The 12,683-nt window shown below is 68.6% G+C and carries 14 protein-coding genes and 2 pseudogenes; 5 read left to right on the forward strand and 11 right to left on the reverse strand.

The genetic code is table 11. The annotated features are described in order from the left end of the window. Positions 1-40 precede the first annotated feature (40 nt). From CA983_RS48895 to CA983_RS11235, 5 genes are all read right to left on the reverse strand, one after another. Positions 41-424: a chaplin family protein gene (locus CA983_RS48895; protein ID WP_341866661.1), complete on the reverse strand. Its 384-nt coding sequence runs from the start codon at positions 422-424 to the stop codon at positions 41-43. Positions 425-621: 197 nt separating this feature from the next. Continuing rightward, positions 622-915 (reverse strand): chaplin family protein, encoded by a 294-nt coding sequence (locus tag CA983_RS48900; RefSeq protein ID WP_086600742.1) that lies wholly within the window; start codon positions 913-915, stop codon positions 622-624. Between the two features lie 1,051 nt (positions 916-1,966). After that, positions 1,967-2,248, reverse strand: coding sequence for a hypothetical protein (locus CA983_RS47135; RefSeq protein ID WP_086600744.1), 282 nt, complete (start codon positions 2,246-2,248; stop codon positions 1,967-1,969). Between the two features lie 131 nt (positions 2,249-2,379). Then, the gene (locus CA983_RS11230) at positions 2,380-2,604 is read right to left on the reverse strand and encodes a DUF5133 domain-containing protein (protein ID WP_086600745.1); all 225 of its coding nucleotides are present in this window, start codon (positions 2,602-2,604) and stop codon (positions 2,380-2,382) included. A gap of 389 nt (positions 2,605-2,993) precedes the next feature. Beyond that, entirely contained in the window at positions 2,994-3,209 is a 216-nt protein-coding gene (locus tag CA983_RS11235) for a hypothetical protein (protein WP_086600746.1), read from the reverse strand. A 278-nt stretch (positions 3,210-3,487) separates the two neighbouring features. Between CA983_RS11235 and CA983_RS11240 the strand changes: the two are divergent. Further along, positions 3,488-3,856 (forward strand): annotated as a pseudogene (locus CA983_RS11240) (transposase); the annotation flags it as partial. Here CA983_RS11240 and CA983_RS11245 read toward each other — a convergent pair. After that, complete coding sequence (locus tag CA983_RS11245) at positions 3,759-4,082, reverse strand: hypothetical protein (RefSeq protein ID WP_208636938.1); 324 nt, start codon at positions 4,080-4,082, stop codon at positions 3,759-3,761. The pseudogene CA983_RS11240 and the gene CA983_RS11245 sit on opposite strands and share 98 nt — an antisense overlap. Before the next feature lie 179 nt (positions 4,083-4,261). On the opposite strand from CA983_RS11245, the gene CA983_RS11250 reads away from it, so the two are divergent. Beyond that, positions 4,262-4,909 carry a CatB-related O-acetyltransferase gene (locus CA983_RS11250; RefSeq protein WP_086600747.1) on the forward strand — a complete coding sequence of 216 codons (648 nt, stop codon included), beginning with the start codon at positions 4,262-4,264 and terminating at the stop codon, positions 4,907-4,909. Between the two features lie 511 nt (positions 4,910-5,420). Beyond that, positions 5,421-6,317 carry an alpha/beta hydrolase gene (locus tag CA983_RS11255; RefSeq protein WP_086600748.1) on the forward strand — a complete coding sequence of 299 codons (897 nt, stop codon included), beginning with the start codon at positions 5,421-5,423 and terminating at the stop codon, positions 6,315-6,317. 295 nt (positions 6,318-6,612) lie between these two features. Here the strand turns inward: CA983_RS11255 and CA983_RS49465 are convergent, their stop codons facing one another. Then, positions 6,613-6,930, reverse strand: coding sequence for a DUF6300 family protein (locus tag CA983_RS49465; protein WP_425276442.1), 318 nt, complete (start codon positions 6,928-6,930; stop codon positions 6,613-6,615). Between the two features lie 71 nt (positions 6,931-7,001). Then, the gene (locus CA983_RS45795; RefSeq protein ID WP_143645476.1) at positions 7,002-7,988 is read right to left on the reverse strand and encodes a hypothetical protein; all 987 of its coding nucleotides are present in this window, start codon (positions 7,986-7,988) and stop codon (positions 7,002-7,004) included. 55 nt (positions 7,989-8,043) lie between these two features. Here CA983_RS45795 and CA983_RS11270 point away from each other — a divergent pair. Beyond that, positions 8,044-8,460 (forward strand): annotated as a pseudogene (locus CA983_RS11270) (methyltransferase domain-containing protein); the annotation flags it as partial. Positions 8,461-8,776: 316 nt separating this feature from the next. Here CA983_RS11270 and CA983_RS11275 read toward each other — a convergent pair. Both CA983_RS11275 and CA983_RS11280 read right to left on the reverse strand, forming a co-directional pair. Beyond that, positions 8,777-10,408 (reverse strand): MFS transporter, encoded by a 1,632-nt coding sequence (locus CA983_RS11275; RefSeq protein ID WP_086600751.1) that lies wholly within the window; start codon positions 10,406-10,408, stop codon positions 8,777-8,779. Positions 10,409-10,502: 94 nt separating this feature from the next. Further along, positions 10,503-11,546: an NAD(P)/FAD-dependent oxidoreductase gene (locus CA983_RS11280; protein ID WP_244206798.1), complete on the reverse strand. Its 1,044-nt coding sequence runs from the start codon at positions 11,544-11,546 to the stop codon at positions 10,503-10,505. A gap of 562 nt (positions 11,547-12,108) precedes the next feature. Between CA983_RS11280 and CA983_RS49470 the strand changes: the two genes are divergently transcribed. Beyond that, a complete protein-coding gene (locus CA983_RS49470) occupies positions 12,109-12,288 on the forward strand; it encodes a hypothetical protein (protein WP_086600752.1) in 180 nt (59 codons plus the stop codon). Between the two features lie 219 nt (positions 12,289-12,507). Here the strand turns inward: CA983_RS49470 and CA983_RS47770 are convergent, their stop codons facing one another. Further along, a complete protein-coding gene (locus CA983_RS47770; RefSeq protein WP_244206800.1) occupies positions 12,508-12,675 on the reverse strand; it encodes a hypothetical protein in 168 nt (55 codons plus the stop codon). Between the last annotated feature and the right edge of the window lie 8 nt (positions 12,676-12,683).

Below are 12,683 nucleotides of genomic sequence, written 5' to 3' on the forward strand. Positions count from 1 at the left end.
CACCACCACAGCCCACAGCCAAACCCCACACAGCCGACGACTAATGAACGGCGTCGATGGAGATATYGGTAGGGTCGAAAACGCTGATGGTCGAGAGGGTGCAGGTGAGGCCGCTGTTGCCGCACTCGTTACGGGGCAGGTCAAGGGGCAGCTGCCCGAGGTTCCCGGCCAGGGCCCCGCTGCCGGAGACAGTCCCACCCGACGCCTGAGCACCGCCCACATTGGCACACGTGTTACCGAACGCGGCATTCCCCACACCCACCACGGCGTTGGCCGGTGCCGCACCGGCTGCCACCGCCCCCAACGCCGCACCCGCGAGCACCACACCCTTACGCCAAGACGGCGCCAACGTCACCGCAGCCACAAACAACATCCCCTCATCACAAGCGAAGACCGACGCGCAGCCTTCGCCCCACGCCATCATCGATCGCAGCCGGCATCTCCCGGCCGCGACCGGACCAACGACCCACGCCCAGAATCGACGCGGCCGTGAACCGGGCGTCACCCTCCCAGCCGAGCGCTTCGAAACCTCCGCCAGCACATGCCATGCCAGAGCACCGAGAACCACGGGCCCGGCCCCGGATTACCACCCAGGACGAAGAACAGGCATCGGGCACCCCATTACCACGTGCCCGTGACGATGCAGGTGAGGCCGCTGTTGCCGCACTCGTTGCGGGGCAGGTCAAGGGGCAGCTGTCCGAGGTTCCCGGCCAGGGTCCCGCTGCCGGAGACGGTCGCACCCGACGCCTGAGCACCGCCCGTATTGGCGCACGTGTTACCGAACGCGGCATTCCCCACGCCCACCACGGCGTTGGCCGGTGCCGCACTGGCTGCCACCGCCCCCAACGCCGCACCCGCGAGCACCACACCCTTACGCCAAGACGCCGCCAACGTCACCGCAGCCACAAACAACATCCCCTCATCACAAGCGAAGACCGACGCGCGGCCTTCGCCCCCACGCCATCAGCGGTCGCGGCCGGCATTTCCCGCCGCGACAGCACCAACGATCCACGCCCACAATCGACGCGGCCGTGAACCCGGTATCACTCCGCCGGACGCTTCGAAACGTCCGCCACCGACGAGGAGCATCCCCAGGACGACGGCAGGGCGATGGCGACGTTATCTAAGGGCCGAGGGGACCTCCCCAGGCCAAGGGCATGATCGGCGATGCAGGCATGTAAGGCACGTAGACGGAAGCCCGCACGCGGACCGCTGACCGGCCAGCCCCTCCTGTCTCCATCCCGTGCCGGCAGGCGCCCGCGATCCCTTGTCCCCTCAGGGTCTTGCGCACAACGCAAGTGGGGCGGGTCGAACGAGTGCAGACGCTCCCCAGGCGGCGTAACTGCGCATGCGGGCTCCGGGAGCGACCGATGTGCTGGACAGGTCCCTACCGTCGACACATGGAGACGACCAATGCGTATACGTACCATCGCCGCAGCCGCCGCTTTGGCGGGTGCCCTCGCGATCGGGGTGGGCACAACGGCCGCTCACGCCCAACCCGAACCCTTCGAACTCCCACTTCAGCAAGTCGGGGTGGAAGAGAGCGCGTTGGCCGCAAACCTGAGCGGGGACGTCCCTGCCTTCCCCTTCGGCCCGATGACGGAGGAGTCTCCGGGGCAGGAAGGCTGAGGAACCCGCCCGGTCGAAAAGGGCCACCCGGCGGCGCGGCGATAACGCCGGCGGGAACCGCGGAGCCTTCCCCCTCCCAGCCTCGCCCGGACCGCGAAAGCGCCGGGCCACCGGGTGGAGAGGGGGAAGGTGCCGGGGGCGCCAGGCAGGCGGCCGTCTCGGCCGATCCCGGCCGGGATCGCGCGTCCGTCTTCGAACGCCAGCGTACTTACCTGACGACCCTCAGATACTTGTGAGGCAGGCTCGAAACCGCCTCTGATCTCACACATGCCTGACGCTTCACCGCGACCCTGGATAACACCGGTGGCGACCCCAGCGCTCCCACCCGCACTCCCAACTACGGTGCGGGTCCCTCACCCACAAACGGCATCGACACGTACGTCTCGCTCCTTGGGTCTGCGATCTCAAGCGGACGGATCCGACGTTCCTGGCCGGTCGGCAGACACAGACGGACTTGCCCAGCGTTTCGCATGCCGGCCGCCAACCGTGCCGGAACGTGGTGCAGGATGCCGCCCCACATGCCCGTGCCCGGGAGGAACACACCCAGATCCGCCTCTACCGGAATCTGCTGATCTCCCACGATGAGCGTGGCGTCGATGAAGCGAAAGGGACCATCCATGGCACCAGCCTGGTCACAGCCGGAGACTGACCACATCCCTGCATAGCCTGGCCGTGCCGCTTCCCCACGTCCAGGCCAGGCCTGGATCGTTGGCGGTCTGCCCTCAGGGTGCATCTGTGGCCCGGGCTTCGTCAGCGACGCCGAGGCTGCTCGCGCCGCATCGCGTCGGCCAGTTGCCGGCGGGCCCCATCCAGCGCCGTGTCCAACTGGCGGGTGCCGGTGACCACACACAGCGTGTACGACGCGTCCTCAAGCTGGCGCCTGGTCTCGGCACTGCCACCGGACGCCAGGTGCCGCCTGAGCGTCTCGCAGCGTTCGACGAGCTCCCGCAGGAGCGAAGGGTGCGCCCTCAGCATGACGGACCGCCTCCGTCCTCGCCCGTTCGGACCTGCCTCCTTCACTCATACGGTCGCAAGCCTCGGCGCCCGCCGCACCCGGAAGCCGAGGGCTCCGCCTGATCACACATTCGGGATGCCACCGGCAGCCCGATTGCACGCTTGTGAATCGCGGTCGACGGCTGTGCACGCTGCGCACGGGCACGGCGTGGCTGCACCACTGGGAGAACGGTGCAGCCGGACGGGCGGTCCCGCAGACTGCGCAAGGTCCACGGGATGCCAAGGCGCCGTCGGGGAGCCGGGCCCACCGGCCCGCCCGTCCGTATGATCACCCTGCAGCCCATCCAGTTGCAGGCCGGCCGCGGCGCGCCAGCACCGCACCACCGGTTGCCCGAACAGCGCATACACGCTCACGCAGGCAGGTCACGCACCACGACGGACACCACCGCGAGAATCACGGTGACCGCCGCGATCTCGACTATCACCACGCGCCCGTTCCACGACGCCAGCCACTGCGTCCCGCATCCACCAACGACGGCATCGTTGTGATGATCGGAATCAGACGGGAGCCAGTACGTCCCCAGCAAGGCCGCAAAGGGCTCCACGTCACCGTCGCGAGCATCCACGCACTACCCAACGAACGATCAAGGGATCAGAAACAGCCTGTCAGAGGTCGTTTTCACCTGGACTGTCCGCGTATCCAGTGATTTTCAGGTCGCCGGGTTGTGATGCTTGCGCTGCTGGAGATGCGGGTTAGGTCTTGCTGGTCACGTGGGGTGGCAGGTGAGGCGGGAAGTGGCTTCTGTCTGTCTCATCCCAGGACACCCGGCCTCCACGGCCGGATGCTTCCGTTGCCGTCGCTGTGCGCCTGGGCGCACTCGGTCCGCGGCGGTACGCCTGAAGCATGCCGACGCGACGCCCCTATCCGAGTGATCTGTCCGATGCCCGCTGGGAGTTGATCGAGCCGGTGCTGGCTGCCTGGCGTTTCGAGCGCCGTGGCAGGGCCCTGGACTTCGGCCGGCCGCCGGAGCATGACCTGCGCGACATCATGGACGCGATCTTGTATGTGGACCGTACCGGTGTCCAGTGGCGTTACCTCCCGCACGACTTCCCGCACTGGAACACGGTCTACGGCTACTTCGCCAAGTGGGCGGACGAGGGCGTGTTCGCCCAGCTCAACGGCCTGCTACGGCAGCTCCTACGGGAGAAGGAAGGACGGGACGGCGAGCCGTCGGCCTGCGTGATCGACGCGCAGAGCGTGGGAAGCGGGACAGCCAGCCGCCGGCATTCTGCGCGGCGGCCTGTTCCTCTTCCTCCTGGCGCAGGCGCTCCTGCTCCTGGCGCTCGCGTTCGTCGGCTTCGGCCTGCTGCTCGGCCGCGACGGCCCGGTCCTGGCAGTCCTCGCACAGGTGCGGGTGCGACTGGCGCTTGCTCCAGTCCCGGGTGTAGCCGATCGCCTCCCACCGGGCGTCGGTGAACTTCTGCCCGCTTCTCTGCACTTCACTCGATCGGGCTGCGGTGTGGATCGCTGGGTCTCCTCGGAACGAGGTGGCGCGGCTTCGTTCAAGTTCCGCGACAGCGTTGACGGTGCTGTCGCGGAAAATGCGGTGGTGACTCTGGGACGCAGGGTGCGATCATGGGTTGGCCCAGTCTGCGACGTGTGAGGAAGCCGATCGTGATGTCAGCGGTTCCTGCCGATCCGACCGTGGTGCACCCGATGCCCGAGCAGCCTCGGGTAGTGCTGCTCAAGCCGCTGGTCACATCGCCGCTGATCGACGTGGGCGAGTTCTCCTACTACGACGATCCGGATGACCCGACCGCGTTCGAGACTCGCAACGTGCTGTACCACTACGGACCGGAGAAGCTGGTCATCGGAAAGTTCTGTGCGTTGGGTGAGGGGGTGCGCTTCATCATGAACGGCGCCAATCACCGCATGGGCGGCCCCTCGACGTTTCCCTTTCCCATCATGGGTGGCTCCTGGGCCGAGCACTTCGACCTGATCACAGGTCTGCCCGGCCGCGGTGACACTGTGGTCGGCAACGACGTCTGGTTCGGATACCGGGCCATGGTGATGCCCGGCGTCCGCATCGGTCACGGAGCGATCATCGCTTCCGGCTCCGTTGTCGTCGACGACGTCCCCGACTACGGCATCGTCGGCGGCAACCCAGCCAGGGTCATCCGCAGGCGCTTCGACGACGAGGACATCGCCCGCCTCCTGGCCGTCGCCTGGTGGGACTGGCCGGCCCAGCACATCACCGAGCACATTCGCACGATCATGTCCGGCAGTGTCGAGGATCTGGAAGCTGCGGCCCCGAAGCACCAGTAGGCCAACCTGGGCAAGTACCTCAGCGCCATCGAGTTTGCGAGCATCGCCTGCCTGCGGATCACGGCACCTCCTCGATCGGTGTACCACCGATGTCATCAATGGGGCTCGGCAGTAACCCGTGATCAGGTAGGGTCCTTGTCATGTCCTACATGTTCGTCCGCCTCCGGACCGCCTAAGACGTCTGCCGCCGCAGTCGCTCTGCGACCGGCGCCAGTCGAGGAACCCGCAGGAGACCACCGCGGTCTCACGACACTGCCCTGCGGGTATCGCTCGGCTCTGACCGTCGACGCGCACCCTTGCCGGTGAGCGCATCCACGTCGCGTGCTGCCCCTGGCTGCACGCGGTGGTTGACCGCTGCCACCGGCTTGCGTGCGCCCGGCCACTGAACCGCGATGCGCCTGGTGACAGGTGCGTCCGTTTCTCCTTCAGCTTCGGCGGCTCACCGCGCCGGCATCGGCCCATCAGCCATGCATGCCTGCCGCGCCGCCTACCGGACATTGGACTGACCCGTATGACATCTGCCTCCAGTAACGCCTCCCGTCCACGGCTGGCCCGCGATGCGAATACGACGTTCGTGCTCGTGCACGGCTCGTGCTCCAGTTCGTTGATATGGGCTCCTGTCCAGCGCGAGCTGGCGCTGCTCGGCCATCGCAGCTTCGCCGTCGATCTGCCGGGGCACGGCTTTGACGCGCAGTACCCGGCGGCCTACCAGGCCCCCCAGGACCTCGACGCGTGGGCGGCCGAGCCGTCGACACTGGCCGGGGTCACCCTGCAGGACAACATCGACATGGTCGTCGACGTCGTCCGACGGGTGGCCGAGCACGGGCCGGTGGTCCTGGTGGGTGCCAGCCTCGGCGGAACCACTATCACGGGGGTGGGCAACACGATCCCTGACTTGGTGAGCCGGCTCGTCTACATCTCCGCATGGTCGTGCGTGCAACGATCGAACCCCATCGAGTACATGCAGGAGCCCGAGTTCGGCGACAACCTGCTCGCCCCGCTGGCCGCGCTGAACGTCGGCAACCCCGCCGAACTCGGCGTCGGACGGGCCAACTACCGCACCGCCGACCCAAACCTGTTCGCCGCCGCCAAGGCGGCGATCATGGCAGACGGCACTGATGAGCAGTTCCGGGCCTTCCTCAACATCCTGCAGCCGGACGAGTCCCTGGCGGTGATGATGTCCGACGCACGCGGCCACGCCGACACCTGGGGCACAATCCCCCGCAGCTACATCCGCCTCGCCGACGACCGGACGCTTCCCGCGGCCATGCAGGACCGCCTGATTTCCGAAGCCGACGCCTTGACGCCCGACAATCCGTACGACGTGCATACCCTGACCACCAGCCACGTCGGGTTTCTGCTCAAACCGGCGGAGGTGGCCGGAATCCTCGACCAACTGACCGTCTGACCCCAGAAGGCACACACCACCAGCCAGAGCGTTTGAAGGGGGCAGCCAGCCAGATGCCCCCTTCAACGAAAATGGCCACCGGACGCCATAGGACTTCGCCTACGCCGATCCATCATCAACTGGATCTGCCCGTGTTCGGGGGATTGGGATACCGAGGTCGACGGTGGGGCGTCGGGTGTGGCGGTGGGCGCCGTCACGTTTGGCGCGGAGGAGCTGGAGAGTGAGGTCGAGTCCCTCGATCTCACCGGCCCAGCCCTCGGCTTTGGCGCGGGCCCGTCGGGTGATGAGGTCGGCTTCAAGGTCGTCGAGTCGGCTGATCATCTTCGGGCTGACCTGGAGCATGGGGCAGCGAACGCAGGCGTGTTCGTGCTGGCAGGGGGTGCCATACGGGCGGCCTCCCAGTCCTCGAACAGCTGGGCAGCACCTCCGGGTCCCGGTCGGGGTCGCGGTGCCAGTCGATGAGGGCCCGGGCGGCTGGGCGTTCGGCGTCGCAGGCCGGGCAGAGCCCCATCCACACACCAGTCCCCCACGGGCCGTTCCACTGCAGAAGGAGGTCACCTCCGCAGCGGGAGCACCTCCCCGCTCGTCGCCGCCGTGGCCCAGCTATGGCCACACATCACCACCGGCATGTCCCCGGCCTGTAGACAGCGCTTCCGCCGCCACCTGCACTGCCACCGAGACGCCTCAGGGCATGACGCTCAGGTATGAGACAACGCGGCGGGGGCCAGCGATCAGGAGCCCAGGGATAAGTGCGACAGCCACGTAGCACCATGGGCGCAGGACCTCGGGGGTCCCCAGGTGCGGCAGCAGTGGATGAACAGCCAGCGCAGCACCCAGAGCTGCGAGGATAACTACCACCAGGCGCAGGGACTCCTTGAGAGTCTCCCGGGTGATTGACAGCGGGACAACGTCGCGTAGGGCGTCATCGGGCAGCAGCGCGCTGACGCGTCCTTGGGCGTACTGCTCGCCAATGGTGATGAGTTTCTGGGCGATGTCGGGAAGCGCCATATCCGGTTCGATGTCGAGCCGGACAAGGTCTTGGCGAAGCGCACCAGCGACATGGGCAGCGTGCCGTTTGGCGGATGCGTGACGCGGAGAAGACGAGGCCATAGTCCCGACGGTTCTGTGCGCGCGTAGCAGGTCCCGCTCGATTCGACGGCATTGACGATCGAGGGTGCGCAGGAGAGAGGAGCGTGCCGCGCAGGGCTGTTCGTGGATGTCGGCGCATAGGACGGCCGCCCGCGCGGTTCTTACGGTGAGCCGATGACGCACGGACACTCCGCCAGCGCGTGTCCGCCGAAGAAGCCAGGCAACAGGTGCCCAAGGCACGGTGAGAACCACAATCGCTAAGTAGACGTTGACGAATATGGGGTCGGGGTCCTTACCGTTGATCTGCACAGACGTGGTTCCGGAGACAGCCGCGGACACAAATGGAGGAAGGAGCAATGCGAAGACCAGGATGGCGGCCACTAAGACGCCTTCCGCTAGGTCACTTCCCTCCGTGTGATAAGCCTGGAGGGCGACTCTCGTGTCCGGGACCTCCGCCTCTGACAACCCCAGGCGGGACGGTGCCTCCTCCAGATCACGGAGCGCCTTAGCCGCCGACCGTTCGGCCATACGCCGTGCAGAGTCCGCCATGTACTCACCGAGTGGATCCCTCATAGCGGCCACCAGGGTTCTCCTCTCCGCCTCGCTGCCACCGTGCCCGAGAGCATCATGCCCGCCGCTTCAGGAGCCGGGGCGCGCGGTGGCGGAAGCGCGGCGCGTCCTCTGCCCGGGGGGCAGGATCGTCCTGGTCGGGCAGGACTGGGACGCCGTCATGGTCGACTCTGATGATGCGGAGCTGACCCGCACGATCGTGCACGCCCGTGCCGGCCTCCTGGGCACGCCCCGCGCCGGCCGCCAGTACCGCAACCTGCTCCTGGACGGCGGCTTCAGCGACGTCACCGTCGAGGTGCACACCAGCGTGTTCACCGATCCTGCGACGCTGCCGTTGGCCACCATGCTCGCCGAGCGGGCCTGTACGAGCGGTGCCGTCGGCCGTGACCAGGCCGATGAGTGGCTCGCCGAACAGCGCCGACGCGCCGAGGCCGACCGCTTCCTCGTCGCCATTCCGTTCTTCGTGGCTGCCGCCTCCGCCTAGAGAGCGCGGGGTGCGGCGTAGCGGCGGTCGCCTGTCGGCGCGGGGCGGCGTCTGCGGCGACCGCCGCTGTCACCTCACGGCCCGTGGCCTCCGGGCCGCCCCGGAGGAGAGCCCCGGGGCGGCCCGGAGGCCACGGACGGTGAGGTGTTCCGGCAGGAGACCCGCTGGCCGTGGACCGTGGACCAGGCCCGCGCCCTGCGCGTCTCGCGCCGCCGGGGCTCCTGCCCGACGCGCCCGGCGGGCGATCCGGCTGATCCAGTGTCCGGCGACCCGGCGGGCGTGTCCCCGGCGATCCGGTGGATGCCCCGCTGGCGATCTAGCGGGTGGCCCCGGTGTGCTCCCGCACAGTCGCCGTCTCGCTCGCTGCCGTCCCGACCCCCGGCTCGGCGCTCTTCCTGGCGAACCCGCGCCGGCCCGGCAGGACCGCGAGGACGATCAGTGTTCCGGCGGCCATGATGATCCCGCCGATGAGGCTGGTCTGGGCGACGCCGTGGGCGAAGGCCTGCTGGACGGCGTCCACGGCGGCCTGGGCCTGCTGGGGCCCGGCGGAGGGATCCTGCGCGACCCGCTCCGCGACGGCCAGGCCACCGCCGACCGAGTCCTTGGCGATCTCCATCGCCTCCGCCGGGAGCCGGTTGCCCACCAGGTCGGTCAGCTCGTCCCGGTAGGCCGTGCCCAGCAGCGAGCCCAGCACCGCGATGCCCAGCGCCCCGCCCAGTTCGAGCGCGGTGTCGTTGACACCGCCGCCGACGCCCAGCTCGGACTCGGGGAAGGAGCCCATGATCGTGTCGGTCGCCGGGGAGATGGCCAGTCCGAGCGCGAGGCCCAGCATCATCAGCGGCGTCAGGAAGTCCCCGTACGTCGACCCCTTGTCGATCTGGGTGAGCAGGAACATGCCCGCCGTGCCGACGGTCATGCCGGTCACGACCATCACCTTCACCCCCAGCTTCGGGGTGAGCATCCCGGTCAGCGCGGACCCGAGGAACACCGCACCGCCCAGCGGCAGCAGCCGTACACCCGTGTCCAGGGCGCCGTAGCCGAGGACGAACTGCAGGAACTGCGTCGCGTAGTAGATCACGGCGAACATACCGAAGAAGAAGAACATCACCGCGAGCATCGAGCCGGTGAAGGGCCGCAGCGCGAACTTGCGGACGTCCAGCATCGGGTGCGGGTGACGCAGCTCCCAGGCGACGAAGGCGAGCAGACCGACACCGGCGACCACGGCGGCGGTGACGGGGCCGACGCCCCAGCCGGAGTGCGGGCCCTCGATCGCGGCGTAGATCAGGGAGCCGACGGAGACGATCGACAGCAGACCGCCGACGTAGTCGATCCGGCCCATGCCCTCCGCCTTCGACGGCGGCACCAGGGCGAGCGCACCGAACACGGCGAGGACGGCGATCGGCACGTTGATCAGGAAGGTCGAGCCCCAGGCATGGTCCTCCAGCAGCCAGCCGGAGACCAGCGGGCCGACGGCCACCGCCACCCCGGACGTCGCGGCCCAGGCGGTGATGGCCTTGGCCCGCTCGCTCCGGGGGAAGCTCGCCACCACCAGGGACAGCGTGGCCGGCATCACGACCGCGGCACCGACACCCATGATCGCGCGGGCCACGATGACCAGCGAGGTCTCGTCGACCACGCTCCCCATCACCGAACCACCCGCGAAGACCAGCAGACCCAGCACCAGCGCACCGCGCCGGCTGTACTTGTCGCCTATCGCGCCCAGCACCAGCATCAACGCCGCGTACGGAACGGTGTAGCTGTCGACGACCCACTGCAGATCACTGCTACTCAGGCCCAGGTCGGCGGTCATGTCGGGGGCGGCGACGATCAGCGACGTGTTCGCCATCACCGTGATCAGCAGGCTCAGACACAGCACGAGCAGCGCCCACCAGCGCCGCGCGTAAGGCCCCGTCATTTTCTCCACGGGGGTGTTCGCAAGGAAGGACATCAGTAGCTCCTGAAGGGGCCGGGGCGGACGAGCGGAGTCACTTGACTGCCCGTGAGGCGAGCGGGCGACGGGCTGAGATCTCCGGGCTTGCAGATCATCGTGTGGCCGCTTCTGGGCTTGTCTCGGCGATCTTCTGGAGGGCGGCGTCGGTGTCCGCGATGGCCAGCATCCTGTTGATGTCGGCGCCGGCCAGTGCGCCGGCCGCTGCGGAGGCCCCGACCTGGGCGACCGGATCGGTGACGTTGCCCGCCACCCACACACCCGGCACCTCGGTGACGCCGGCCACACCGGAGGCGAACCCGCGGCCCACCGGCAGGTCCCGCACCGGCAGGCCCAGACCCTCCAGACCCTGGGTACGGGCCTGCATCCGCGGGCCGACCGCCAGGACGCGGCGGGCAACGACCTGCCCGTCGGCCAGCCGCACCCCGGCGAGGGCACCGTCGGTGTCGTCGACGATCTCGGTGACGGGGGTGTCGATGACGCGGATGCCGCGGGCGGCGAAGCGGGCGCGGCTGTCCTGGTCGAGGTCGGTGCCGTGGGTGAAGTAGGTCAGGTCCTCGGTCAGCTGGCGGAACAGATACGCGTGGCCGATGGAGGCCGGACCGGTGGCGAGGATGCCGATGGGCTCGTCGCGCACCTCCCAGCCGTGGCAGTAGGGGCAGTGCACCACACTGTGCCCCCAGTGCTCGGCGAGCCCGGGCACCTCGGGCAGCGCATCCGTGACGCCGGTGGCCACCAGGACGCGGCGGGCGGTGATGCGGCGGCCGTCGGCCAGGGTGACGGTGAACCGCAGGTCCCCGTCCGCCGACGGGGCGGCCGACTCGGCGGAGACGACCTCACCGTGGACGACGCGTCCGCCGTACTGGCGCACCTGCTCCCGGCCCCGCCGAAGAATCTCGGACGGCGGGGTCCCGTCCAGGGCGAGCAGGCCGTGCACGGCCTCGGCGGGCGCGTTGCGCGGCAAGCCGCCGTCGATCACCACGACCGAACGGCGGGAACGAGCGAGGATCAGTGCACCGTTCAACCCCGCAGCGCCCCCGCCGATCACCACCGCATCGACGGTCCCCTCGGCCAGTACATCGCTCGCGTCCGCAGGAGTGGTCACAGCCACGGCCTCCTGCCCTTCCTTGTCAGACATGGTTCGGTCAACCCTTCGAGTTCCGGGTGGTTGCAGGGGGCAGCTGTTCAGGAAGCCGACGATGTGGTCGGCGACCGTCTTGGGCTGTTGTGGAGAGTCCGGTCCCGGTTTGCTTGGGACGGCCTGGAAGGCGTCGCAATGCCGGGCAGCGCGGAGGAGTTCAAAGGCATGGATTGCCCTCAATCGCGCCAGGCGTGCACGCGGCCTGTCCGGCGAGCTCAGGACCGTTGTGTACTGGACAGTCAGAAACCTAGGCGGTTCTGTACTGGATTGTCAAGCACGACAGGTCGACCCTCGCTCACCACGACGATGCCCGGAACGTCCAGTTTGGGCTTCTAGGTGATCACGGGCTTGGCCCACAGCAGCAAGGCACCGATCAGGGCGGGGCCGCGAAGGCAGCGTTCACGTACATCACCCACCGCCACGACGCCCCGAAGAAGGTGGATCCCGAGCTGAGGGCCCGAGCCGTCCGGCTGGTGCTGTAGACCGTGCCGAGTACCCGACCAAATACCGCGGCGGCGGTGCTGACGGTGTCCAAGCAGGTCAAGGTAGGCAGAAGTCGTTGGGGCGCTGGGTCGCCCAGGCCGAGATCGACGGCGGCGAGGCGCCCGGGGTCACGATCGAGGAGAACGAGGAGATCCGCCGGCTGCGGGCGGTGAACCGTCGGCTGCGTGAGGACGTGGCGATCCTGGAGGCGGCCACAACTTTCTTCGTCGGGGAGCTCGACCCCCGCAACGGCTGAGGGTCGCCTTCATCGACGAGCAGCGTTCACCTGACGGTTCTGACCGACCGGGTTGACGGTCGCATCGCTGGGACGTCGGGGACGACCTGAAGCGCGCGCGGGGCGGCGAACCGATGTCGGTCGTCAACCTGCGGGGGGAGGAAGCAGCCGTCGTCGGCACCGTGAAGCTGCAGCAACGGAATCCTGACATCCGCCACTGACAGCCCTGGTCGGCCAAGGTCAGCGCAGCGTGTCCGCCCAGTTCGCCGGCACGCGCCCCGCCGGTCCCGGCGTGGGCTGGTCGGCGGGGTGGGCGTCCGGGGGAGCCAGGGCCGGACCGGAGTCGTAAAGCTCGGACGTCTCGAAGTTCCAGAACCAGGCCTCGCCCGGCTCGTAACTGCGGATCACCGGATGGC

The sequence above is a fragment of the Streptomyces swartbergensis genome (genome assembly GCF_002148965.1).
In the GTDB taxonomy this organism is placed as follows: Bacteria; Actinomycetota; Actinomycetes; order Streptomycetales; family Streptomycetaceae; genus Streptomyces; species Streptomyces swartbergensis.

Bases quoted from the DNA above. Each gene is read 5' to 3' on its own strand.
- CA983_RS48900 (WP_086600742.1), bottom strand. From the start codon at position 915: ATGTTGTTTGTGGCTGCGGTGACGTTGGCGGCGTCTTGGCGTAAGGGT.
- CA983_RS47135 (WP_086600744.1), bottom strand. From the start codon at position 2,248: ATGGATGGTCCCTTTCGCTTCATCGACGCCACGCTCATCGTGGGAGAT.
- CA983_RS11230 (WP_086600745.1), bottom strand. From the start codon at position 2,604: ATGCTGAGGGCGCACCCTTCGCTCCTGCGGGAGCTCGTCGAACGCTGC.
- CA983_RS11250 (WP_086600747.1), top strand. From the start codon at position 4,262: ATGTCAGCGGTTCCTGCCGATCCGACCGTGGTGCACCCGATGCCCGAG.
- CA983_RS11255 (WP_086600748.1), top strand. From the start codon at position 5,421: ATGACATCTGCCTCCAGTAACGCCTCCCGTCCACGGCTGGCCCGCGAT.
- CA983_RS11275 (WP_086600751.1), bottom strand. From the start codon at position 10,408: ATGTCCTTCCTTGCGAACACCCCCGTGGAGAAAATGACGGGGCCTTAC.
- CA983_RS11280 (WP_244206798.1), bottom strand. From the start codon at position 11,546: ATGTCTGACAAGGAAGGGCAGGAGGCCGTGGCTGTGACCACTCCTGCG.